Source organism: Streptomyces sp. 4F14, assembly GCF_048159485.1.
GTDB lineage: Bacteria > Actinomycetota > Actinomycetes > Streptomycetales > Streptomycetaceae > Streptomyces.
Window position 1 is genome coordinate 151,442 of record NZ_JBLRVY010000027.1, and the last position, 24,176, is coordinate 175,617.

The 24,176-nt window shown below is 70.3% G+C and carries 22 protein-coding genes and 1 rRNA gene; 7 read left to right on the forward strand and 16 right to left on the reverse strand.

What is annotated here, in order from left to right; all coding sequences use genetic code 11:
- Positions 1–11 precede the first annotated feature (11 nt).
- The 4 genes from ACLZOT_RS36910 (at position 12) to ACLZOT_RS36925 (ending at position 5,453) form a co-directional block, all read left to right on the forward strand.
- Positions 12–1,880 (forward strand): acyl-CoA dehydrogenase, encoded by a 1,869-nt coding sequence (locus tag ACLZOT_RS36910; RefSeq protein ID WP_416973523.1) that lies wholly within the window; start codon positions 12–14, stop codon positions 1,878–1,880.
- A 198-nt stretch (positions 1,881–2,078) separates the two neighbouring features.
- Complete coding sequence (locus ACLZOT_RS36915) at positions 2,079–3,881, forward strand: trypsin-like serine protease (protein ID WP_416973524.1); 1,803 nt, start codon at positions 2,079–2,081, stop codon at positions 3,879–3,881.
- A gap of 41 nt (positions 3,882–3,922) precedes the next feature.
- Positions 3,923–4,732 carry a DUF4253 domain-containing protein gene (locus ACLZOT_RS36920; protein ID WP_416973525.1) on the forward strand — a complete coding sequence of 270 codons (810 nt, stop codon included), beginning with the start codon at positions 3,923–3,925 and terminating at the stop codon, positions 4,730–4,732.
- A 4-nt stretch (positions 4,733–4,736) separates the two neighbouring features.
- Positions 4,737–5,453, forward strand: a complete 717-nt coding sequence (locus tag ACLZOT_RS36925) for an AAA family ATPase (protein ID WP_416973526.1) — start codon at positions 4,737–4,739, stop codon at positions 5,451–5,453.
- On the opposite strand, the gene ACLZOT_RS36930 is transcribed toward ACLZOT_RS36925, so the two are convergent.
- The 7 genes from ACLZOT_RS36930 to ACLZOT_RS36960 form a co-directional block, all read right to left on the reverse strand.
- Entirely contained in the window at positions 5,443–6,348 is a 906-nt protein-coding gene (locus ACLZOT_RS36930) for an SAM-dependent methyltransferase (RefSeq protein WP_416973548.1), read from the reverse strand. The genes ACLZOT_RS36925 and ACLZOT_RS36930 overlap by 11 nt on opposite strands.
- A 72-nt stretch (positions 6,349–6,420) precedes the next feature.
- Positions 6,421–7,422, reverse strand: coding sequence for a porphobilinogen synthase (hemB, locus tag ACLZOT_RS36935; protein ID WP_416973527.1), 1,002 nt, complete (start codon positions 7,420–7,422; stop codon positions 6,421–6,423).
- A gap of 228 nt (positions 7,423–7,650) precedes the next feature.
- Positions 7,651–9,336, reverse strand: a complete 1,686-nt coding sequence (locus tag ACLZOT_RS36940) for a uroporphyrinogen-III synthase (protein WP_416973528.1) — start codon at positions 9,334–9,336, stop codon at positions 7,651–7,653.
- Positions 9,333–10,292, reverse strand: a complete 960-nt coding sequence (hemC, locus tag ACLZOT_RS36945) for a hydroxymethylbilane synthase (RefSeq protein WP_416973529.1) — start codon at positions 10,290–10,292, stop codon at positions 9,333–9,335. The genes ACLZOT_RS36940 and hemC overlap by 4 nt, the downstream gene beginning before the upstream one ends.
- Positions 10,289–11,920: a glutamyl-tRNA reductase gene (locus tag ACLZOT_RS36950; RefSeq protein ID WP_416973530.1), complete on the reverse strand. Its 1,632-nt coding sequence runs from the start codon at positions 11,918–11,920 to the stop codon at positions 10,289–10,291. The genes hemC and ACLZOT_RS36950 overlap by 4 nt, the downstream gene beginning before the upstream one ends.
- Positions 11,917–12,666 carry a redox-sensing transcriptional repressor Rex gene (locus ACLZOT_RS36955; RefSeq protein WP_416973531.1) on the reverse strand — a complete coding sequence of 250 codons (750 nt, stop codon included), beginning with the start codon at positions 12,664–12,666 and terminating at the stop codon, positions 11,917–11,919. Before ACLZOT_RS36955 ends, ACLZOT_RS36950 begins: the two co-directional genes overlap by 4 nt.
- 235 nt (positions 12,667–12,901) lie before the next feature.
- Positions 12,902–13,180 (reverse strand): glutaredoxin family protein, encoded by a 279-nt coding sequence (locus ACLZOT_RS36960; protein ID WP_416973532.1) that lies wholly within the window; start codon positions 13,178–13,180, stop codon positions 12,902–12,904.
- 105 nt (positions 13,181–13,285) lie between these two features.
- Here ACLZOT_RS36960 and ACLZOT_RS36965 point away from each other — a divergent pair, with 105 nt between their 5' ends.
- From ACLZOT_RS36965 to ACLZOT_RS36975, 3 genes are all read left to right on the forward strand, one after another.
- Positions 13,286–14,230: an HAD family hydrolase gene (locus ACLZOT_RS36965; RefSeq protein ID WP_416973533.1), complete on the forward strand. Its 945-nt coding sequence runs from the start codon at positions 13,286–13,288 to the stop codon at positions 14,228–14,230.
- Positions 14,231–14,643: 413 nt separating this feature from the next.
- Positions 14,644–15,420: an ECF subfamily RNA polymerase sigma factor, BldN family gene (locus tag ACLZOT_RS36970; RefSeq protein WP_187747952.1), complete on the forward strand. Its 777-nt coding sequence runs from the start codon at positions 14,644–14,646 to the stop codon at positions 15,418–15,420.
- A gap of 226 nt (positions 15,421–15,646) precedes the next feature.
- Entirely contained in the window at positions 15,647–16,825 is a 1,179-nt protein-coding gene (locus ACLZOT_RS36975; protein WP_416973534.1) for a DUF5667 domain-containing protein, read from the forward strand.
- A gap of 55 nt (positions 16,826–16,880) precedes the next feature.
- Here the strand turns inward: ACLZOT_RS36975 and ACLZOT_RS36980 are convergent, their stop codons facing one another.
- The 9 genes from ACLZOT_RS36980 to rrf form a co-directional block, all read right to left on the reverse strand.
- On the reverse strand, positions 16,881–17,891 hold the full coding sequence (locus tag ACLZOT_RS36980; protein WP_416973535.1) for a lysophospholipid acyltransferase family protein: 1,011 nt from the start codon (positions 17,889–17,891) through the stop codon (positions 16,881–16,883).
- A gap of 14 nt (positions 17,892–17,905) precedes the next feature.
- A complete protein-coding gene (locus tag ACLZOT_RS36985) occupies positions 17,906–18,952 on the reverse strand; it encodes an NAD-dependent epimerase/dehydratase family protein (protein ID WP_416973536.1) in 1,047 nt (348 codons plus the stop codon).
- Between the two features lie 186 nt (positions 18,953–19,138).
- Positions 19,139–19,237, reverse strand: coding sequence for a 30S ribosomal protein bS22 (locus ACLZOT_RS36990; RefSeq protein WP_003948845.1), 99 nt, complete (start codon positions 19,235–19,237; stop codon positions 19,139–19,141).
- A 155-nt stretch (positions 19,238–19,392) separates the two neighbouring features.
- On the reverse strand, positions 19,393–19,599 hold the full coding sequence (locus tag ACLZOT_RS36995; RefSeq protein WP_010351066.1) for a helix-turn-helix domain-containing protein: 207 nt from the start codon (positions 19,597–19,599) through the stop codon (positions 19,393–19,395).
- A 131-nt stretch (positions 19,600–19,730) separates the two neighbouring features.
- Positions 19,731–20,546 (reverse strand): phosphatase, encoded by an 816-nt coding sequence (locus ACLZOT_RS37000; RefSeq protein WP_416973537.1) that lies wholly within the window; start codon positions 20,544–20,546, stop codon positions 19,731–19,733.
- A gap of 385 nt (positions 20,547–20,931) precedes the next feature.
- Complete coding sequence (locus ACLZOT_RS37005; RefSeq protein WP_416973538.1) at positions 20,932–22,107, reverse strand: acetoin utilization protein AcuC; 1,176 nt, start codon at positions 22,105–22,107, stop codon at positions 20,932–20,934.
- The gene (locus ACLZOT_RS37010) at positions 22,076–23,275 is read right to left on the reverse strand and encodes an MFS transporter (RefSeq protein WP_416973539.1); all 1,200 of its coding nucleotides are present in this window, start codon (positions 23,273–23,275) and stop codon (positions 22,076–22,078) included. The genes ACLZOT_RS37005 and ACLZOT_RS37010 overlap by 32 nt, the downstream gene beginning before the upstream one ends.
- A 114-nt stretch (positions 23,276–23,389) precedes the next feature.
- On the reverse strand, positions 23,390–24,037 hold the full coding sequence (locus tag ACLZOT_RS37015) for an HAD family hydrolase (RefSeq protein WP_416973540.1): 648 nt from the start codon (positions 24,035–24,037) through the stop codon (positions 23,390–23,392).
- Between the two features lie 62 nt (positions 24,038–24,099).
- Positions 24,100–24,176, reverse strand: a 5S ribosomal RNA gene (gene rrf, locus ACLZOT_RS37020); the annotation flags it as partial.

Genomic DNA, 24,176 nt, shown 5'->3' on the forward strand with positions numbered 1-24,176 from the left:
ATAAGCGGGGCATGTCGATCACCTCACCACGCCCCACCCTGCGGGAACTCCTCTTCCAGGACGGCCCGGAGGGCCCCCACGCCCACCACCGCAGCACGATCACGGCCCCCGTGTTCCGCCACCGCCCCGAGGCGACGACCGAGGAGCGGTGGCGACTGGCGTACGCGAGACTGCGTCACATCAACACCCAACTCCCGGTCACACCAGAGGAGTTGGCGACGAACCCCCGCCACCTCGCCGCACTGCACGAGTGGACGTCGGTGGTGGACGGCGGCACCACCTCCCTCGCCTCGATCCACTACAACCTCTTCCTCGGCAGCCTCCTCGCGGACCACGACTCGCCGCCCCGCGACCTCACCCCGTACACGTCCCTCGCCCAGATCGGAACGTTCCTCTGCACGGAACACGGCCACGGCAACGACGCGGCGGCCCTGGAGACGACGGCGACGTACGACGCGGCTCACGACGCGTTCGTCCTGAACACCCCGCACGACGGCGCGACGAAGTACATGCCCAACACCAGCCCCGCGGGCGGCCCGAAGACCGGCGTGGTGGCGGCCCGCCTCCTCGTGGACGGCCGCGACGAGGGCGTGTTCCTGTTCCTCACCCCCCTCACGGACGAGTACGGCCCGCTTCCCGGCGTGAAGATCGAACCCCTCCCGCCCCGCGTCGGTAGCCCGGTCGACCACTGCGTGACGACGTTCACGGACGTCCGCCTCCCCCGCACGGCGCTGATCCAGGGCCCGCACGGCCGCCTGACCTCCGATGGCACGGTGTCCAGCACGATCGGCAGTCCGCGGAAACGCTTCCTCACGGCGATCGACCGGGTCACGATCGGCAAGCTGTGCATGAGCGCGAGCACCCTGGGCGGCTCCCGGGCGGCGCTGGCCGTCGCGGTCCGGTACGCGGAACTCCGCAAGGTCTCGGGCCCGGCGGGCGGCACCGACCGCGTCCCCATCTCGGCGTACCTCTCTCACCGGTCCCGCCTGCTGGACCGGGTGGCGACGGCGTACGCGATGACGTTCCTGCACCGGGCGGTGATGGACGAGTGGCTGAGCCACTCATCCACTGAGCCGGCGCGGGCGGCCGAGAGGCTCAGCCACTCATCCACCGACCCGGCCGAGCCCCCAGCACAGGCCCAGTGGCTCAGCCACTCACCCACCCAGCCACCCGCCACCTCCGACCGCCCCGCAGCGGAGCGCCTCGTGGCCGTCGCGAAGGGCTGGATCACCTACCAGGCCCGAGACATCGTCACCGAGTGCCGCGAACGCTGCGGCGCCCGTGGCCTCTTCCCGGCCAACGGCCTCGCCGACTACCCCGCGAACGTCGAGGGCGCGATCACCGCCGAGGGCGACAACCTCGCCGTCTGGTCGAAGGCGGGTGCGGAGATGCTCTTCGCCCACCCCCTCGCCGAGGAGCAGCCCGAGGCGACAGGAGCCGAGAACGTAACGGACGTAACGTTCCTCCGCCGAGCCCTCACCACCGCCGAACGCCACTGGCACCGGACGGCCCGCGCCGCCCTCCGCGCCCCCGGCACCCAGGGCGACACCTTCACCCGCTGGAACAACGCGGCCCTCCCCGCCCTGACCCTCGTGGAGACATACGCCCTCGGCCGGGCCTCGGACGCCTTCGCAACGGCGTGCACCCAAGCCGCCTCCCCCGAACTGACCGCCCTGCACGCCCTGTTCCTCCTCCGCCACCTCCAGCCGCACGAGGGCCTCCTCCTCGCGGAAGGCGCCCTCACCCCGGACCAGATCCGAGCCCTCCCCACAGCCCGAGCCACCCTCACCACCCTCCTCTCCCCCCACCTCACCACCTTCACGGACGCCTTCGACATCCCGGAGGAACACCTCAACTCCCTGCCCCTGCTGGCTGCTTGAGGCACTCGAACCCCCTCCCTGGCCGACCGGCACCACCCCCTCGGCCAGGGAGCCCCAAAGCCGGAGACACCACACAAAGCGTGATCAAGGTCGCCCCCTCCCTCCCTGTCCCCTGGCGGCGCCCCAAGACATACTTCCCACAGGCGCACCGCCCGCCCCCGCCATCCGGCGTCCTCCCCAAGACCGAAAGACGTCCCCTTGCGTTCCAGACACGGCTGGCTCCCGGTTCTCGCGCTGACCCTGAGCGCCGTCGCGCTGAGCACCACCCCGGCCTCGGCCACCCCGGCGTCCACCCAGCCGACCCCGCGCGCGGAAGAGCAGTACTGGACAGCGGCCCGCATGGCAGACGCAACCCCGGCCGACGCCACCCCCTCGGCGCCGCACACCTCCCCCCAGGCCCACACCGACGCAGCCACCCCCCACCGCCCCCCACCCGGCACCCCGTCCCCCCAGCAGTTCGCCGGCCACCCCACCGTGGGCACGTTCTTCTTCGACACCAAACCCCTCGGCGGCAGAAGCACGTTCTGCACGGGCAGCGTCGTCCACACGAAGGCCAAGGACATCGTCCTGACGGCAGGCCACTGCGGCCTGAGCCTGCGCAAGGCCACGCATCGGATCTTCGTCCCGGCCTACGTGAGCGGAAAGTCGGCGGCGGCCCAGCCGTACGGCGTCTTCCCGGTCACCCAGGTGTACGTGGACCCCCGCTACGAGGCGAACACGAAGAAGCCGACCTCCGACCTGGACCTGGCGTTCGCGCAGACCACCAGGAACAGCAAGGGCAGATGGCTGGAGGACGTGACGGGCGCCCTGACGTTCACGACCACCGCGACGGGCTACACCCACCGCGTGACGGTCCTCGGCTACCCCAGCTCGGAACGCGTCAACCCCCGCCACAAGCCGGTCCGTTGCACGGTGAACACGACCCGCCTGCGCGGCTTCGCCCAGCTGAGCATGGCGTGCACGGGCTTCTCCGGCGGAGTCTCCGGCGGCCCCTGGATCAAGGACTACGACCCGGTACGCGGCACCGGCAAGGTCATCGGCAGCACCGGCGGCTACAACGGCGGCGGCAACGACGCGAACGACGACTGGGTGACGTACGCCCCCCTGTACGGCAAGGACGCCCAGGCCCTGTTCAACGACGCCGCCGCTCACCGCGCGGTGGGCGCGAGACCCCCGTACGGCCTCTCTGCGCCCGCCCCGAAGCGCCACCCCTTCACCCGGGCCGTCTGGAAGCACGCGGTGGGCATGACGGCGGGCCACTTCACAGCCGCGTCGGGCCCGATGGACCTGCTCGTACGCTGGGACGACGGCACGGTCACCCTCCACCGCGGCGGCGCCCTCACCACCGAGTACCAACTCGCCCCGCCGGGAAGCATCTGGGCGAAGGCCGTCTCCCTCACCACGGTCAACACGGGCGGCACGACCGACGGACTGGTCGTCCGCTGGACCGACGGCGAGATGAGCCTCTACCCGACCGTCGACACCAAGGGCTTCCACGGCGAGAAGCAACTCGCCCCGCCCAGAACAGCGTTGTGGCGCGACACCGCCCAGCTCATCACCGGCGGCCGTTTCACCCCGGGCGGCAACCGCGACGACCTCCTCGCCACCTTCAAGGACGGCCACGTCTCCGTCTACACGGACCTGACCGTCAACGGCCTCACAAAACAAGCCCAGATCACCGCCAAGAACACCACCTGGCCCCACGCCACCCAGCTCACCACCGCCTCCCTCACCGGCAGCCCCACCGACGACGCGATCGTCCGCTGGAGCGACGGCGAGACCACCCTCTACCCCGGCCTCACCGCCCAGGCCCTCCCTCCCGAGACCACCCTCCGCCCCCCGAACTCCCCCTGGAAGAACGCCACTCTGGTCACCGCGGGCGCCTTCACCACGAACCTCGCCGCCGACGACATCCTCGTCCGCTGGTCCGACGGCCGAGTAAGCCTCTTCACCGACACCGACACAGCCGGCCTCCACACCGAAACCCAGCTCACCGACTGACCCCGCCCCCATTGTCAGTGCCGCCCTCTACAGTCACCGACATGGCGACACTCCCGAACCCCCTGCCCCACCTCGCGTCGGACCCGAGCGGCCGCGGCCTGGGCCTCCAACTCCCGCCCGGCAAACTGGTGGACGCCAACTGGCCCCAGCCCCTGCTGTGGTACGCCGACCAGCCCTCGTCGTCCGGCAACTGGACGGCGCTGGGCACCCGTTCGGCACAGGCGGGCCTCCTCCCGGTGCTGGTGGACGTGGACAAGTACTGGCTGGAGCGCGAGGGCTGGGAGCTGGACCCGGCCATGGCCTCGTACCCGGGGGACCACGACGCGGAGGACGTCCTCGCGGAGTTCTGGGAGCAGGACGAAGAGGGGTACGACGAGGACGACGACGCCCTGCGCGCCCCCTTCGCCCTCGCCTGGCCCGGCCTGGCCCCCGCCACCACGGCGACCGCCGACCCCGACACGCGGGCCGCTCAACTCGCCGATGAGATCTCGGAGAAGAACGGCATGGGGTTCACCGAGCCCCACCTCGCCCTCGTCCCCGCCCGCCGCTCCGCCGACATCCCGGCCGCGATCGGCTGGACCGGCCCCCTGAACCACGACAACGACGTGGCCCGCCTCTGCGCGGTCCTGCGCAGCTGGGAGGACCGCTTCGGCGCCCGCGTAGTGGCGATCGGCTTCGCGACCCTCGCGGTCTCGGTGGCCGCCCCGCCCACGACCCAGGCGGAGGCGGAGGCCATCGCCGCGGAGCACTACGCGTTCTGCCCGGACAACATCGACCAGGGCTCGGGCACGATCGAGGTGTACGCGAAAGAGCTGATCGGCACCCAGAGCTGGCACTTCTGGTGGGACTGACCCCGTGATCATCGACCGCGTGTACGCGCACACAGCGACGGACGACGAGAACGAGACGGAGTGGCCCTGGTCCGTCCCCTGCGTGACGGACCTCCTCACCACCGGCCTCCGCCTCACCGCCCCGGTGACCTTCCTCGTCGGCGAGAACGGCTCGGGCAAATCCACCCTCGTGGAGGCCATAGCGGAAGCCTTCGGCCTGGACCCCTGGGGCGGCTCCCACGACTGGAAGTACGCCAGCCACCGCCCCAAGTCCCCTTTGGGCAAACGCCTGAAGCTCAACCCCACCGCCAGAGGCCGCCGGATGATGGCGAGTTGGCAGTCCCGCAAAGGCTTCTTCCTGCGCGCGGAAACCGCCCTGGACGCCCTGGGCAGAGAGGGCCTCACCCCGGACGAGGTCAGTCACGGCGAGGGCTTCCTCGCCGCGTTCCGCCAGAAGTTCCACCACCCCGGGCTGTACGTCATGGACGAACCGGAAGCCGCCCTGTCCTTCACGTCCTGCCTCGAACTCCTCGGCCACATCGACCACTTGACGAGTTCCGGGGGCCAGGTCATCTGCGCGACCCACTCCCCGCTCCTGACCGCCCTCCCCGGCGCGGCCATCATCGAGGTGGGCGAACACGGCCTGCGCACGACGACCTGGCCGGACCTGTCCCTGGTGGACCACTGGCGCCGCTACCTCGCGGACCCCGGCGCCTACCTGAGGCACGTCCTCAAAGAGTGACGGTCCCCGTGGCCCCGTACACATTGATGTCGTCGTCGGTCACGTCGTTGATGTCCCGGTACCGGATCTTCTCGATGTCGTCCAGTGCCTCGAACTCCTCCGCGTCGATGGCGGGCGGCAGCGGCGCGGCCCCCGGATGCCACCGGTGCACGGGCGCGACCCCGGGCGGCGCGTCGAGGCCGAGCCCCGGCGTCTCCTCGAAGAACCGCTCCACCTCGGCCCTGGACCGGAACACGAAGGTGAACCCCCGCTCGGTGTACGTCCGTTGCACCGCCCGGGCCGGTCCGGGATGCATCTCGTCGGTGAGATGGCTCAGCACCAGCCGGCTCCCGTCCGGCAACGCCTCCACCAGCTCCCGCACGATGGGATACGCCCGCTCGTCCTCGACGAAGTGCAGCACGGCGACGAGACACAACGCCACCGGCTCCCCGAAGTCCAGCGTCTGCGCGGCCAGTTCGAGAATCCGCCCCGGCTCGTCGAGGTCCGCGTCGATGTAGTCGGTACGCCCCTCGGGCCCCGATGTCAGCAACGCCCGCGCATGGGCCAGCACGACGGGGTCGTTGTCGACGTACACGACCCGCGAGTCCGGCGCGATCCGCTGGGCGATCTGATGCACGTTCTCCCCGGTGGGCAGCCCCGTCCCGACGTCCAGGAACTGCCGCACCCCCTCCTCGGCGAGCCGTGTCACGGCCCGCCGCATGAAGTCCCGGTTGTGCCGCACATCGAGATACCCCCGGGGATTGGCGGCCAGCGCCGCCGCGGCGGCCTCCCGGTCGACGGGATAGTTGTCCTTCCCTCCGAGGAACACGTCATAGACCCGCGCCGAATGCGCCTTGGTCGTGTCGATCCGCTTCCGCAGCTCAGCGGGGTCCATCTCAAGCGCGTCACCAGGCACAGTCATCTCCTCCACCCCGAGCCGAAAGATCCTCCAACCACCTAACGGCTCAAGGCAGTTGAGCGACTCAATTCACTGCCAGCGCTCCAGCTTCCGGGCCGCCTCCACCGCCCAGTACGTCAGGATGTTCCGCGCCCCCGCCCGCCGGATCCCGGTCAGCGTCTCGAAGATCGCCCGGTCCCGGTCCAGCCAGCCCTTCTCGGCGGCGGCCTCGACCATGGAGTACTCGCCGGAGATCTGGTAGGCGACGACGGGAAGGTCGACGGCGTCGGAGACGCGGGCCAGGATGTCGAGGTAGGGCCCGGCGGGCTTGACCATGACGAGGTCGGCGCCCTCCTCCACGTCGAGGGCCAACTCCCGCAGGGAGTCACGCCAGTTGGCGGGGTCCTGCTGGTAGGTCTTGCGGTCCCCCTGCAAGGACGAGCCGACCGCCTCGCGGAAGGGCCCGTAGAACGCGGAGGAATACTTCGCCGTGTACGCGAGGATCGCCACGTCCTCCCGCCCGATCTGGTCGAGCGCGTCCCGGACGACACCGATCTGCCCGTCCATCATCCCGCTGGGCCCGACGACGTGCGCGCCCGCGTCGGCCTGGACCTGGGCCATCTCGGCGTACCGCTCCAGCGTGGCGTCGTTGTCGACGCGCCCCTGCTCGTCGAGGACCCCGCAGTGGCCGTGATCGGTCGTCTCGTCGAGGCAGAGATCGGACATGACCAGCAGTTCGTCACCGACCTCGGCGCGGACGTCGCGCAGGGCGACCTGGAGGATCCCGTCGGGATCGGTGCCGGCGGTGCCGTACGCGTCCTTCTTCGACTCCTCCGGCACCCCGAACAGCATGATCCCGGAGACCCCGGCCTCGACGGCCTCGACGGCGGCCTTCTTCAGGCTGTCCCGCGTGTGCTGCACGACTCCGGGCATCGCCTGGATCGGCACCGGCTCGGCCACCCCCTCCCGCACGAACGCCGGAAGGATGAAGTCCGCCGGGTGCAGCCGCGTCTCCGCGACCATCCGCCGCATCACGGGAGAGGTACGAAGCCGCCGGGGCCGGGAACCGGGAAAGGAAGCGTACGTAGACATATCCCTAAGCTACGCCCGCCCCGGGCCCGCCTTTGCCGACGGGATGTCGATCCCGGTGGACGCCCCGCCAAGCAACCGTGGACACCTCGCCAACGACACCCCCGAACCCACCCCGGACGATGGTCAACGGCCGCTCAAGGCGAAAAGCCGACGGCGGAGCGCCCCACCCCCCTCGCAGCCCCCCGCGAGGAAATGGCGCTCCGCCGTCTTTCACGTGCCCGAAGCCCCTCAGGTGGCCCGGCGCCGCCGCCCCCCGGGCCGCCGCTCGCTCGGCCGCGTGACAGGGTCCCCGGCGTCGAGGGCGGCCATCCTCCGCCGCACCCCGAACTCCGCCAACGCCTCGGCGAGCTTCTGCGCGGACGGCTCGGGAGCCATCACATCGACCCGGAGCCCGTGCTCCTCGGCGGTCTTCGCGGTGGCCGGCCCGATACAGGCGATCACGGTGACGTTGTGCGGCTTCCCGGCGATCCCCACCAGGTTCCGCACCGTGGACGACGACGTGAACAGCACCGCGTCGAACCCACCCCCCTTGATCGCCTCCCGGGTGTCGGCAGGCGGCGGCGACGCGCGAACCGTCCGGTAGGCGGTCACGTCGTCCACCTCCCACCCGAGGTCGATGAGCCCGGCGACCAGCGTCTCGGTGGCGATGTCGGCGCGCGGCAGGAACACCCGGTCGATGGGGTCGAAGACGGGGTCGTAGGGCGGCCAGTCCTCCAGGAGCCCTGCGGCGGACTGCTCCCCGCTGGGCACGAGGTCGGGCTTCACGCCGAAGGCGATGAGCGCCTTGGCGGTCTGCTCCCCGACGGCCGCGACCTTGATCCCGGCGAAGGCACGGGCGTCGAGCCCGTACTCCTCGAACTTCTCCCGGACGGCCTTGACGGCGTTGACGGAGGTGAAGGCGATCCACTCGTAGCGCCCGGTGACGAGTCCCTTGACGGCGCGCTCCATCTGCTGGGGCGTCCGGGGCGGCTCGACGGCGATGGTGGGCACCTCGTGCGGCACGGCGCCGTAGGACCGCAGCTGCTCGGAGAGGGAGGCGGCCTGTTCCTTCGTACGGGGGACGAGGACCTTCCACCCGAAGAGCGGCTTGGACTCGAACCAGGCGAGCTGATCCCGCTGGGCGGGAGCGGACCGCTCCCCCACGACGGCTATCACGGGCCGGCCGCCGTCGGGCGAGGGCAGCACCTTCGCCTGCTTGAGGGTCTGCGCGATGGTCCCGAGGGTCGCGCACCAGGTCCGCTGCCGGGTGGTGGTCCCGGCGACGGTGACCGTGAGGGGCGTGTCGGGCTTGCGCCCGGCGGACACCAGCTCCCCGGCGGCGGCGGCGACCGCGTCCAGCGAGGTCGAGACGACGAGCGTCCCGTCGGACGCCCCCACCTCGGTCCAGCACCGGTCGGAGGCGGTACGGGCGTCCACGAACCGGACGTCCGCCCCTTGCGCGTCCCGCAGCGGCACCCCGGCATAGGCCGGCACGCCGACGGCGGCCGCGACACCGGGCACCACCTCGAAGGGAACGCCCGCGGAGGCGCAGGCGAGCATTTCGGCGGCGGCGTACGTATCAAGTCCCGGGTCGCCCGAGACCGCACGGACGACCCGCCTGCCGCCCCGCGCGGCCTCCATGACAAGATGTGCCGCATCCCGCACCACGGGAAGCGCCACGGTCGCTGACGCACTGTCAACTACCGTGGGCTGTGGTGCGATCGTGCCCGGCGCGGGGTCGGTGGGCACGACGGAGACGCCGGTACGGGCGTGCGTCCGCACGACGTCGAGCACCTCGTGCTCGGCGACGAGGACGTCCGCGCTCGCCAGCGCCTCCACGGCGCGCAGAGTCAGCAGTCCCGGATCCCCGGGTCCGGCACCCAGAAAGGTGACGTGCCCGTGGTCCAGGCCGGAGGGAAGGGTGGTGGGGCTCAATGTGCTCGCTCCCCCATCAGACCGGCCGCGCCCTGGGCAAGCATCTCGGCGGCGAGCTCGCGACCGAGCGTCGTTGCCTGGTCATGCGTCTCGGGCACGGGACCGGTGGTGGACAGCTGCACCGTACGGGAACCGTCGGTGGTCCCGACAACCCCCCGCAGGCGCATTTCCTTGACAATCTGCCCGTCGGCCAGAAGGTCGGCCAGCGCCCCCACAGGTGCGCTGCAACCGGCCTCCAGGGCGGCGAGCAGTGACCGTTCGGCCGTTACGGCGGCCCGCGTGAACGGGTCGTCGAGTTCGCCGAGCGCGGCGACGAGGTCTGCGTTGCCCGCAGCACACTCGATCGCCAGTGCCCCCTGGCCGGGGGCGGGCAGAACCGCGTCTATCGACAGGAAGTCGGTGACTTCCCCGGCCCGCCCGATCCGGTTGAGCCCGGCGGCGGCCAGTACGACCGCGTCCAGCTCCCCGTCATGGACGTACCGGATCCGGGTGTCGACGTTCCCCCGGATCGCGACCATCTCGAACTCCAGCCCGTGCGCGCGTGCGTACGCGTTCAACTGGGCCGTCCTGCGCGGCGAACCGGTCCCGATCCGCGCCCGGCGCGGCAGGTCGGTCAGCTTCAGCGCGTCCCGGGCGACGAGGACGTCACGCGGGTCCTCGCGCACGGGTACGGCGGCCAGCGTCAGCCCCTCGGGCTGCGCCGTCGGCAGGTCCTTCAGCGAGTGAACGGCGAAGTCGACCTCGCCCGCGAGCAGCGCGTCGCGCAGCGCGGTGACGAACACGCCGGTCCCGCCGATCTGCGCGAGATGCTCGCGGGAGGTGTCGCCGTACGTGGTGATCTCGACGAGTTCGACCGGGCGCCCGGTCACCTGACTCACCGCCTCGGCCACCTGTCCGGACTGGGCGAGGGCGAGTCTGCTCCGCCTCGTCCCCAGTCTCAGCGCTGTGTCACTCATCGGGGGTCCTTCTCATCCGTGGCCCGGGACACGGCGGCGACCGTCTCCTGGTCGAGGTCGAACAGGGTGCGCAGCGCGTCCGCGTACCCGGCGCCGCCGGGTTCCGCCGCGAGCTGCTTGACCCGTACGGTCGGCGCGTGCAGCAGCTTGTCGACGACGCGCCGCACGGTCTGGGTGATCTCGGCCCGGTGCTTGTCGTCGAGCCCGGGCAGCCGCCCTTCGAGGCGGGCGATCTCACCGGCGACCACGTCGGCGGCCATGGTCCGCAGCGCGACGACGGTCGGCGTGATGTGCGCGGCGCGCTGGGCTGCGCCGAAGGCGTTGACCTCGTCGGAGACGATCCGCCGGACCTGGTCGACGTCGGACGCCATCGGCGCGTCCGCGCTGGCCTCGGCCAGCGACTCGATGTCCACCAGCCGCACCCCGCCCACGCGGTGCGCGGCGGCGTCGATGTCGCGGGGCATCGCGAGGTCGAGCAGACACAGCACGGGTTCGCTGTGGGGTACGGCGTCCTGGGCCTCGGGCCGGCGCCGCTCGGGGATCCGGCCGACGGTCGCGGCGGTCTGCGCGAGCGCCGCGATCAGCTCGGCCTCCTTGCTGACCCGCCGGTCGACGGTCCCGTTGTCGACCCACGCGGCGTGCTGTTCCAGCGTCGCCGCGTCCATCCCGGCGACGGCGGCGTCCCCGGCGACGGAAAATCCTTGCTGCACGGCCCCGAGGTCGAGGGGACAGGACTCCTCGGGCTGCGGGAGTTTGATCACGCGGGGCACGGGTACAGCGGCCACCGCCTCCGTGCGCCCCTCCACGGCCCGGGCGACGTCCTCGCCCGTGAGCACGAGCCCGGTCGCCCCCGTACAGGACACCGCGAGATCGGCCCGTGCCAGCTCGCCCGGCACCGATTCCATCGGGACCGCGCGGGCCGTCACGTCCGTACCGTCGGTCAGTATCTGTACGAGCCGCTCGGCCCGGTCGAGCGTCCGGTTGGCGACGACGATCTCCGCGACCCCGGCCCGCGCGAGCGTCGCCGCGGCCAGCGAGGACATCGACCCGGCGCCGATGACCAGCGCCTTCCGGCCCCGCACCCACTCCTCGACCGGCGTCTCCCGGGCGAGCTGCTCCAGGCCGAACGTCACCAGCGACTGCCCGGCCCGGTCGATCCCGGTCTCGGAGTGCGCCCGCTTCCCGACCCGCAGGGCCTGCTGGAACAGGTCGTTCATCAGCCGCCCGGCGCTGTGCAGCTCCTGCGCCTTGGCGAGGGAGTCCTTGAGCTGCCCGAGGATCTGCCCCTCGCCGACGACCATGGAGTCGAGCCCGCACGCCACGGAGAACATGTGGTGGACGGCCCGGTCCTCGTAGTGCACGTACAGGTACGGCGTCAGCTCGTCGAGCCCGACCCCGCTGTGCTGGGCGAGCAGCGTCGACAGCTCGGCGACCCCGGCGTGGAACTTGTCCACGTCGGCGTACAGCTCGATCCGGTTGCAGGTGGCGAGGACGGCGGCCTCGGCGGCCGGTTCGGCGGCGACCGTGTCCTGGAGGAGCTTGACCTGCGCGTCCTGACCGAGGGAGGCCCGCTCCAGGACGCTCACGGGAGCGCTGCGGTGGCTCAGGCCGACGACGAGGAGACTCATGCCGGCATCACCGCGGGGACGTCCCCGTCGGGCCCCTGCTCGGAGGCGTCGCCCGGCGCTGCGGCGGCCGCGCCCTCGGCGATCTCACCGGCCTTGCGCTGCTCGTGGAAGGCGAGGATCTGGAGCTCGATCGAGAGGTCGACCTTGCGGACGTCGACGCCGTCCGGCACGGTCAGCACGGTCGGCGCGAAGTTCAGGATGGACGTCACCCCGGCCGCCACGAGCCGGTCGCAGACCTGCTGCGCGACGCTCGGCGGGGTGGTGATGACGCCGATGGAGACGCCGTTGTCCTGGATGATCCGCTCCAGGTCGTCACTGTGGCGTACGGCGATGCCGGCGACCTGGCGGCCCTCCATCGCCGGGTCGGCGTCGATGAGGGCGGCGACGCGGAAGCCGCGCGAGGCGAACCCGCCGTAGTTGGCGAGGGCGGCGCCGAGGTTACCGATGCCGACGATGACGACCGGCCAGTCCTGGGTGAGGCCCAGCTCGCGGGAGATCTGGTAGACGAGATACTCGACGTCGTAGCCGACACCGCGCGTTCCGTACGAACCCAGGTAGGAGAAGTCCTTGCGCAGCTTGGCGGAGTTGACCCCCGCCGCCGCCGCGAGCTCCTCGGACGAGACCGTGGGCACCGAGCGCTCCGACAACGCGGTCAGGGCACGGAGGTACAGCGGAAGCCGGGCGACGGTGGCCTCGGGAATCCCTCGGCTACGGGTCGCCGGTCGGTGAGTTCGGCCAGTTGCCACGGTGCTCCTGCGGGTTGCGCGGGGCTGTGGGCGGTCGTACGTCCCCGGACCGCCCCGTCGAATGCAGGCTATGTCTTTGTGAACGCGTGCACAAAGATGGTGTCCGATTTGCCCGGCCAACGTGACCGGGGTCACGCGTTTCACTCCTGGGGGCAAAACAGCTCACGCTCCTCATGAATCCCGCCCCCAAGACCACCTGGCCATCGATCCTAAGCGACATTCGTACGTCTTTGGACTAGCTGGTCAGTGCCTTCCGCAGCCTGGCCTCGTCCACGCGCCAGAACGTGTGCTGCTTCCCGTCCACCAGAACGACCGGAATCTGCTCCCAGTAGGCGTCGTGAAGTGCGGCGTCCTGCTGGATGTCCTTCTTCTCCCACGCCACGTCCAGCTCCCCGCACACCCGCGCCACCACCGCCTCGGCGTCCTCACAGAGGTGACAGTCGGGCTTGCCGATCAGGGTGACGTGCTTCGGCACGGGGGGCTTGCGCCCGAAGAGCGGAGTCATACGGCCCATTCTGTCTCGGTGTTGTCGCGTCGATATCGAGTTGTAGTGGAGAGTTCACACCCTCCGAACCTCACCGATCCGGAACGCCCCCGCCGGACTGGCTATGCTCACGACATGGCCGCTCTCGGATGGCTCACTCCCCGTAGGCGCTCAGCCACGGCGCGGAGCGTGTTGGCAGGTGAAGCGTCGGCTGAGGCCGCGCGCAAGTCCTCCAAGGAGGACGCCGCTCAGGACGCCCAGGACGCCCAGGACGCTCAGGACAAGGAACCCGACTTCCCCGTCCAGGGCGACGACAAGGCCGCCGCGTTCTTCGACCTCGACAACACCGTCATGCAGGGCGCGGCCCTCTTCCACTTCGGCCGTGGCCTGTACAAACGCAAGTTCTTCGAGACCCGCGACCTGGCCCGGTTCGCCTGGCAGCAGGCGTACTTCCGCATGGCCGGCAACGAGGACCCCGAGCACATGCAGGACGCCCGCGACTCGGCCCTGTCCATCGTCAAGGGCCACCGCGTCGCCGAACTCCAGTCGATCGGCGAGGAGATCTACGACGAGTACCTCGCCGACCGCATCTGGCCGGGCACCCGGGCGCTGGCCCAGGCCCACCTGGACGCGGGCCAGAAGGTGTGGTTGGTCACAGCCGCCCCCATCGAGATCGCCCGCGTCATCGCCCGCCGCCTCGGCCTGACAGGCGCGCTCGGCACGGTCGCGGAGTCGCTCGACGGCGTCTACACGGGCAAGCTGGTCGGCGAACTCCTCCACGGCCCGGCCAAGGCGGAGGCCGTCCGCGCCCTCGCCGCCGCCGAGTCCCTGGACCTGACCCGCTGCGCCGCCTACAGCGACAGCCACAACGACATCCCCATGCTCTCCCTGGTCGGCCACCCCTACGCCATCAACCCCGACGCCAAACTCCGCAAACACGCCCGCAACCTCGACTGGCGCCTGCGCGACTACCGCACCGGCCGCAAGGCGGCCCGCGTAGGCATCCCGGCGGCAGCGGGCGTCGGCGCGGTGGCGGGCGGCACGGCGGCGGCGATCGCCCTGAGCCGCCGCAAGCGGTAACGGAGTTCGGCGCAAGACGCGATTATCCGACGGCCGGAAAATCACCGGACCGTCCCTCCAGCAACCCCGCACGACCCCAAGCAAACGTCAACTCGGTACCCACCCAAGGGCAATCGGCGTTTAGAGGCGCGGGGAACTCTGCGACGAGCCACAACGCGTCCCGCACCCGGCACAACACGCCCCGAACCACCCCCGTAGCCGATCTTTTTCGATCAACTCACGGCCAGAACGCCGAACTTGATCCGCCCTCAATCGATCACAAACCCCATGTAATCGAAGTTTTGAGCAACTCGGCGTAGCAGCACCTTCACGAAGCGTTATTCTCCTCAAACGCATTCCGGAACCCGTCCACCACTGCACCAGGTGATCGGTCCCGCACTGCACGTGATGGAAGCTCTGCCTCTGGGAGTCCCGTGTACCCACACGTCGGGGTTGACGCCTCGGGCCTGGCTACGCTGCGCGAATCGATCGCAACGCTCAAGGAAACGCTGCGCGGCTGTGTCCCCCCCGCGTTCGGCGTCCCCGCCTTCGCCACCGCCACCCCCGTCGGCGCGTGCTACGCGCTCGCCGACGGCGGCACCACTGTCGGCAGACGCGGTCGCACGACCGCCCCCGCCGCCCGCCGCCCCGCCGCGGACAGCGACAGCGCCCGCATGATGGACCTCGTGGAACGCGCCCAGGCCGGCGAGGCCGAGGCGTTCGGCTGTCTGTACGACCAGTACAGCGACACCGTCTACCGGTACATCTACTACCGGGTGGGCGGCAAGGCCACCGCCGAGGACCTCACGAGCGAGACGTTCCTGCGCGCCCTCAGGAGGATCGGCACCTTCACCTGGCAGGGCCGCGACTTCGGCGCCTGGCTCGTGACGATCGCCCGCAACCTCGTCGCCGACCACTTCAAGTCGAGCCGCTTCCGCCTGGAGGTGACCACCGGCGAGATGCTCGACGCGAACGAGGTCGAGCGCTCCCCGGAGGACTCGGTCCTGGAGTCCCTGTCGAACGCCGCGCTCCTGGACGCCGTGCGCCGGCTCAACCCCCAGCAGCAGGAGTGCGTGACGCTCCGGTTCCTCCAGGGCCTGTCGGTCGCGGAGACCGCGCGGGTGATGGGGAAGAACGAGGGCGCGATCAAGACGCTCCAGTACCGGGCCGTCCGTACGCTCGCCCGGCTCCTGCCGGAAGACGCGCGGTAACGGAAACCTCTCACCAACTCACGTTCAGTGAAAGTCCGTTGACTTCCCGATCCGATCATCCTCAGTCCGTAACCCAAGTGCCGCGCCATTCGTTGAGCGGGATACAGGCTCCCTGTGGTCACGTTCCGCCCGCCACCGGTCACCCGATCGTGTGGATCCGGTCGAGGACGTGCAACCCTCCGACACCCAGGGGAGTCGACCGTGATGACGAGAGGAGGTGCCGCCAGTGATCGCGAACGTATCGGCACACCGGCGGGCGAACGCCTTCGCCCAGGCCCTGGAGGATTCCGACCGGGGCACGGCGGCCGAGCAGCCCGAGGGATCACCGCCGGCACCGGCCGCCGCCGAACAGGACGCCCTGCTGTCCCTGACGGCGGACCTCGCCGAGCTGCCGAAACCGGTGCTGGACCCCGAGGTCAAGGTCGTCCAGCGGGCGCAGTTGGTCGCCGCGATGGAAGCGATGCTGCAAGGGGGTGAGGCCCCCTCCGTACCGGAACAGCGCGGTCACCGCGCCGCGAAACACCGGGCGCTCGGCAAGCTCCGCCCGCGCGGCCGGCTCGCCAAGGGCCTCACCGCCGGCGGCCTCAGCGTCGGCGTCGCCGCGGGCGCCTTCGGCGGGGTCGCGGCGGCGAGCTCGGACGCACTGCCGGGCGACTCGCTGTACGGCCTCAAGCGGGGCATCGAGGACTTCAGGCTGACGTACCTGACGGACGACGACACGGAGCGCGGCCAGGCGTACCTGGACCAGGCGTCGACGCGCCTGAACGAAGCGCGCCGCCTCCTCGACCGGGGCCGTGGCTCCCACCTCGACCACGAGTCGCTGGGCGAGATCCGCCGCACCCTCTCGGGCATGACCCACGACGCGACGGAGGGCCACCGCCTCCTGCACGAGGCGTACGAACGCGATCCCGAGTCCCTCGGCCCGATGCGCGCCCTCTCCGCCTTCGCCCGCTCCCACCGCGAGACCTGGGGCGCCCTGCGCGAGAACCTCCCGGTCCAGCTGGGCGACGTGGGCGACGAGGTCACGTCGGTCTTCGACGCGATGGACGAGGAGGTGGCCCCCCTCCAGTCGCTCCTCCCGCCACCCCCTTCCCACGGCTCGACAACCCCCCGCACCACCTCCCCGGACGGCACCACCCCGTCCCACGACAACCCCACCGCACCCGCCCCGGGCCACACCACCCCCGGTCACACCGCCCCGGGCCACTCCACCACCCCCGCGACCCCCTCCACCCCGTCCGACGACGGCCTCCTGGGCGGCACCACAGGCGGCAACCTCCTGGACCCCCCGAAGAACCTCCCCACCACCCCGTCCCTCCCCACCACTCCCCCCGACGTCACGATCCCCCCCCTCCTCCCCGGCCTCCTCCCGGGCCTGGGCATCGACAGCGAGGACGCGGACTAGTACGGCGATGGGGGCGGCCACCTTCGAGGTCGGCCGCCCCCATCGCCGTATCCGCCTAGAAGAACACCGACCTCCGCTGCACGAGCAACTTGTAGAGCGTGTGCTGGATCTGTTCCCGTACCTGGTCCGTCAGGTTGAACATCAGCATCGGGTCCTCGGCGGCCTCCGGCGGGTAGCCGTCCGTGGGGATGGGCTCGCCGAACTGGATCGTCCACTTGGTGGGGAGGGGGACGGCGCCTAGGGGGCCGAGCCACGGGAAGGTGGGGGTGACCGGGAAGTAGGGGAAGCCCAGGACGCGCGCGAGGGTCTTCGCGTTGCCGATCATCGGGTAGATCTCCTCCGCGCCGACGATCGAGCAGGGGATGATCGGGGCGCCCTTGCGCAGAGCCGTGGAGACGAAGCCGCCTCTGCCGAAGCGCTGGAGTTTGTAGCGCTCCCCGAAGGGCTTGCCGAGGCCCTTGAAGCCCTCGGGCATCACGCCGACCAACTCGCCCTGGCCGAGCAGCCGATCAGCGTCCTCCGCGCAGGCGAGGGTGTGCCCGAGCTTGCGGGCGAGCTCGTTGACGACCGGCAGCACGAACACCAGGTCGGCGGCGAGGAGCCGCAGATGCCGGTCGGCGGGATGGTGGTCGTGGACGGCGACCTGCATCATCAGCCCGTCCAGCGGCAGCGTCCCGGAGTGGTTGGAGACGATCAGCGCACCCCCTTCGGAGGGGATGTTCTCGATGCCCTTCACCTCGACTCGGAAGTACTTCTCGTACACCGGCCGCAGCAACGACATCAGCACCTGGTCGGTGAGCTCCTCGTCGAAGCCGAAGTCGTCGACCTCGTACTCCCCGGTCAGCCGCCGCCGCAGGAACGACAGCCCGCCCGCGATACGCCGCTCGACGGAGTGCGGCTCCTGTGGTGTCACGGGAACATCATCGCGCTCAGGAGCCCGCGTGGGCAGGGGCTGGACCTCACCGTTTCCCCGTTTCGGCAGCCCCCCGCGCCGCCGGGCCGGCCGGGGCGCGCTCCCCGTACGGGATCTGTCGTCGTCGAACGGAATGACCTTGGCGTCCGCCATCGTGGACACGCTCCTCAGTTCGCGCTCGGCGTCGGAAGGTGGACCAGTCCCGCGACCCGGTCGACGGCGTCACCGACCAGTTCGGGCGGCAGCAGCCCCGGCCCCTGACTGCGCGCGAAGTCCGCGAAGGTCCCGGCGGTCGTGTACGCCGGCACGAACCCGAGCGTCTCGCGCATCAGCGCCGTGGACACCACCCGCCCGTGCGTCAGCAGCCGGATCTGCTCGGGCGAGAAGTCGGTCATCCCGAGCGTGCGCACCAGCGACCCCGCCCAGGTGACCGCCGGCAGCAGCAACGGCACGGTGGGCCGCCCGAGCCGCCGCGAGCACTGCGACAGCAGCAGCACCCCGTCCCCCGCGATGTTGAACGTCCCGCTGTTCTGCGTCCCGCGCGCCGGGTCGTACGACGCGATCCGCAGCACCTCGATCACGTCGTCCTCGTGCACGAACTGCAGCCGCGGGTCGTACCCGAACACGGTCGGCAGCACGGGCAGCGCGAAGTACGAGGCGAGCGGCGTCTCGGCGCCGGGCCCGAGGATGTTGGCGAACCTCAGCACACACACGGCGACATCGGGCCGCCGCCGCGCGAACCCCCGTACGTACCCCTCGACCTCGACGGCGTCCTTCGCGAACCCTCCGCTCGGCAGCGACTTCGCGGCCGTCGACTCCGTGAACACGGCCGGGTCGCGCGGCGCCGAACCGTACACGTTCGTACTCGACTTCACGACCAGCCGCTTCACCCCGGGCGCCTTCTGGCACGCCCCCAGCAGCTGCATCGTCCCGATGACGTTCGTCTCCTTGACCGTCGTCCGGCTCCCGCTGCCGAGCGCGGTCCCCGTCACGTCCATGTGGACGACGGTGTCGGCACCGCTCTCCGCCAGCACCCGGGCGATGGTCGGCTGGCGGATGTCCGCCTGGACGAAGTCGGCGCCCCCGAGGGAGTGCTCGGGCCGTACGACGTCCACCCCGATCACCCGGTCCACGCCGGGATCGCGCTGGATCCGCCGTACGAACCGTCCCCCCAGCCTGCGGGCCACTCCGGTGACAAGCACGACCTTCCCCAAGATCAGCGCCTTCCTTCCAGGGCCTGTGTCGGATGCCAACCTAGCGGTTCGGTGTTGCGCTGTGATGAGCGGGCGGCGTCCCGGAAAAACCCTGGCCGGATATGCGTGTGGCCCCCGCCGGTAATCCAGCAGGGGCCACACCACGCGTACGCGACGCGCGCCGACTCAAGTCGTAAGCGCTACGGCTTACTTCTTGTTACGACGCTGGACACGCGTCCGCTTCAGCAGCTTGCGGTGCTTCTTCTTCGCCATCCGCTTACGCCGCTTCTTAATGACAGAGCCCACGACTTACCCTCGCTCACTTCTCATCACTCGGTGCTGGGCGCCGGGGCCCACACGACCTACGAGGGGCCAGCCTACCCGTCCGCGCGCTGAGGTCGTAATCGAGGGAGCCGGGGGAGATCGGAAGTGCCCTGTACTGATCCCCCCCAGGTCAGCCGTCAGGCGGTTTCCACCCCCACATAGCTCTCGCGGAGGTACTCGTGCACCGCTTGTTCGGGGACGCGGAAGGACCGCCCCACCCTGATCGCGGGCAGATGACCGCTGTGCACCAGGCGGTACACGGTCATCTTCGAAACGCGCATCACCGCGGCGACTTCCGCCACGGTAAGGAACACAACCTCGTTGAGAGGCCGATCAGCTGCCATGACAACACCTGAACCTTCCGCACTCGACGGCCACCGGCTTCCCCTTCCGGTGACTCTTCGTCGTTGCGTGCTCACTCCCCAATGTAGGGGCGGGTGATGCGAGTGGGGAAGAGGTGCACCCCAAGGCAGTCCTACTGTGACAGACACGCTCGATTGAGTACGTAGCGGGTCAGCGGCAAGTAGTAATCGGATCGCACGCCGTCATCAACCGGAACGGCGACGGACACGATCCCCTCGGCCTGCCCCACGAACACCGCGGGGTCATCGGCATCGGCCAGCCCAATGGCCTCAAACCCCAGCTGACCTGCCCCGCAGACCCAGCCGTGGTCCCCGATGACGAGGTCCGGCAACCGCCCGCCGGACGCCGCCGCGGCCTCCAGGGCGAGCCGAACCGGCAGCGGGGAATGCGCGTGCACACCGGTCGCACAACCGGCGCGTTCGACGCCCGGTTCGAGAAGCCGGCCGACTCCTCGTACGTACTCAAGGATGTACGTGCGTAGACCGAACCGGGTCGTTATGTCGACAGAGAGACCCTTCGCAGGTGTGAGCACTTCACATCCCTCCGTCGACAAGGCGTCCACGATCGCCCGGTAAAACCCCCCTAACCGCCCCGGATGTCCCGTCCCCACCAACACGGCGCCGTTACAGAGCGCAACATTCCTGATCCGATCCGCAAACGCGTCCAGCGCGGCGACGGTCTTCGCGGGCTCGATCCAATCCTGCCCTGAAACCACCCCCAGATCGTCCGAAACCCCACACGCGTCGACCATCACCCCCAGCACCTCCCCACTACCCCAACTCCCCCTGGGCACCACCCCCAACCGCACCCTCGGATCCCCCACCCCGAACAGCCGATAATTCCGCAGACTCCGCTCCCTGGACGTGGACACCCGCCCCGAGATCCCCACCTCGACGAGATACCCCGCCAGCTCCTCAGCACTGAACACCCGAGAATCCTCGCGAACTCCCCCACCCCTGTCAGCAACTCCCCCCGACCACAACCTGCTTGGAGTAACCCCCACCGGGAGCCCACCCACCCAACACCCGGAGCCGGCCCGGCCCTCGATAACGCGCACGCACCCATTCCGGCCCGCCGGCCTTTGAGAACACACCCGCACCCACCTCAGCCCGTCTGGGGGCACCTCCCTGCTCGAAGAGCTTGGGGGAGTTTGAGGACGAGGCCCCTTCAGGGCCGATCACCCCCCACCCACCCGAAAGCCGCCCCCACCTCCCCCACCCACCCGGGGTCCAGGGGCAGAGCCCCTGGCGGGGTCGAAGGGGCAGCGCCCCTTCGAAGGATGGGACGGGTAGGGGCGGCGGGGGCGAGAAAACTCACGCCAACATCCCCCGCAACGGAAACACCGCCCGCCGAGCCGCCAGCACCGCCTGATCCACCCGGTCCCCAGGGTCGTACCCCGCCTCCCAGGAAGCCCAACTCACCGGCCACCGCCCATCACTCATCCGCGCAGGAGCCAACTGCCGGGTACGGGCGAAGACTTGCTCCCGCCACCCCTCAGGAATCACCGCATCCGGCGAAATCTCCTTCCCAGCGGCAATCCCCACCAAATGCGCCCAGGACCGAGGAACAACATCGACCACGGAATACCCACCCCCACCCAACGCGACCCACTTCCCCCCGGCATATTCATGAGCCAACTCATGACAGGCCACCTGAACAGCCCGCTGCGCATCGAGAGAAACCGCGAGATGCGCCAACGGATCCTCGAAATGCGTATCGGCACCGTGCTGACTGACGATCACATCGGGCCGAAACTCCGCCACCAACTCCGGCACCACGGAGTGAAACGCCCGCACCCACCCGGCGTCCCCGGTCCCCGCAGGCAACGCCACATTGACGGCAGACCCCTCGGCAACCCCCGCGGCCCCGGTCTCCTCAGCCCACCCGGTCTGCGGAAACAACGTACGAGGATGTTCATGCAGCGAGATCGTCAGAACCCGGGGATCCTCCCAGAACGCGGCCTGCACACCATCCCCGTGATGCACGTCGACATCGATGTAGACGACCCGCTCGGCCCCCAACTCCAGCAACCGCGCGATGGCGAGGGCGGCGTCGTTGTAGATACAGAACCCGGCGGCCCCACCGGGCATCGCATGATGAAGCCCCCCGGCGAAGTTGACGGCATGGGAGACATCCCCCCGCCACACCGCCTCGGCGGCCCCGACGGACAACCCGGCGATGAGGGAGCTGACTTCATGCATACCGGCGAACGCGGGATCGTCCACGGTCCCCAGCCCGTACGCCTGATCGGCACTCCGAGGATCCAGGGAGGCCGCCTTGACCGCCTCGATGTAGTCCTCCCGGTGAACGAGCCGCAAGGTCGACTCCCCCGCCGCCTTGGCCGAGACGACCTCCACCTCCCGATCGAGCCCGAGCGCGGACACCAACCCCCGTGTCAGCTCAAGCCGTACCGGATCCATCGGATGCCCGGCCCCGAAGTCGTACCCCGTGACCGCTTCATCCCACATCAGCTGTGCGCGCCCGCTCATGCCCGCCACCGTATCGGTCCTCCCGCGTCTCGAACGACCGGGCATACAGGACGGTCACCAGCACCAACCCCATGGGTACGAGCATGGCCCCGCGATAGCTCCAGGCGTCCCCGATCACCCCCACGAGCGGCGAACCCACCAGGAACCCCACGTAGTTGAAGATGTTCAACCGCGCGACGGCGGCATCGGAGGCCCCGGGGAACAACCGCCCGGCAGCGGCGAAGGTCTGCGGCACGATCACACACAGCCCCACCCCCACGAGCGTGAACCCGACCATGCCCACCCACGCCCCGGGCGCCCCCGCGACGACGGCGAACCCCCCGGCGGCCAGGAACGCCCCGAGCCGCACCACGACAACGGCCCCGAACCGCCGTACCCCGTAGTCCCCGACGGCCCGCCCGACGAGCATGGTCACCATGTAGACGTTGTACGGCACGGTCGCGAGCTGCTCGGAACTCCCCAGCACGTCCTGGAGGTACTTGGCGCTCCAGTTGGACACGGTGGAGTCCCCGATATAGGCGAAGGCCATGACGAGGCACAGGGGCAGCAACACCCGCAACCCGAGCCGCTCCCCACCCTTGGCCGCCTCCTCCGGAACCTCAACTCCCGTACGCCCGTCGACATACCACCGGCTCCCCACGAGCGCGGCCGGCAACAGCACGGCCACGACGGGCAGATACAGCACCCACAGCGCCAACTCCCAGTGCGCTCCCGCCCAGGCGAGCGAGGACCCGACGATCCCCCCGAGACTGAACGCGGCATGGAAACTGAGCATGATGCTGCGCCCGTACGCCCGCTGGAGACTGACCCCCAGCATGTTCATCGTCGCGTCGAGCGCCCCCAGCGACAGCCCGAACACCGCGAGCGCGGCCGCGAGTTGAACGGTCCCGTCCCCCGCCCCGACCCCCACGAGCGCGAGCAGGACGACCGGCTGGGCCCACCGCAGCACCACACTGGGCGCGACCCTCCGCACGACCCGCTCGGACGCCACACTCCCGACCCCGGCCAGCACCGGCACGGCCGCCAGATATACGGGCAGCAGCCCGTCGGAGACCCCGTACCGATCCTGGATCGCCGGAATCCGGGTCACCAGCAGCGCGAACGCGGCCCCCTGGGCAAAGAAGCTGAACGCCAACGAGGCCCTACCGCGCCGCAGCACTTCTGTCATGGCGGCGAGCGTAGGGCCCCGGCGTACTCATGGGTAGATCAAGCCAAAGATGAATTTCGCTCAGCTCTCTGGGTCGGAGGGCTGGCGTAAGTGGTTCGGCGCCTTGTCCCGCCCTCACCCGAGCAGCAGCTCGACCAGCTCCCCCGGCTCACCGTAGAACCGCGAGGCCCCCACAAGCCGCTCGGCGGGCGTCATCGCCGTGAACCCGAAGACGTCCATCCCGGCCGCGACCCCGGCCCGCACCCCCAGCGGCGAGTCCTCGACCACCACACACCGCCCCGGTGCGACCCCCATCCGCTCGGCCGCGTACAGAAACAGATCCGGCGCCGGCTTCCCCCGCCCCACATCCTCCGCGCTGAAGACCCGCCCCTCCCCGAAGAACCGGTCGAGCCCCGCCACCCGATGCCCCAACCGGATCCGCTCATGACTCCCGGACGACCCCACGCAGTACGGCACCCCCGCCGCCGTCAGCCGCTCCAGGACCTCGACGATCCCCGCGACCGGCTTCAGTTCCCGCTCGAAAGCGGCGAACACCCGAGCATGGAAGCCCTCGTCGAACCCCTCGGGCAACCGCTCCCCCGTCCGCTCCAGCACCAGATCGTGGATCCGGTGCATCGCGGACCCCATGTAGTCCCGGATCGAGTCCTCGTACGACGTCGGATGTCCCAGCTCGGTGAGATATTCGGCGAGCAGCCGGTTGGAAATGGGCTCGCTGTCGACGAGCACCCCGTCGTTGTCGAAGATCACCAGGTCGTAGCGCATACCTCAACCCTAAACGCAGAAAACCCCCGCACCATAAGGTGCGGGGGTCTCCCGGAATGATTGTTCGGCGGCGTCCTACTCTCCCACAGGGTCCCCCCTGCAGTACCATCGGCGCTGTAAGGCTTAGCTTCCGGGTTCG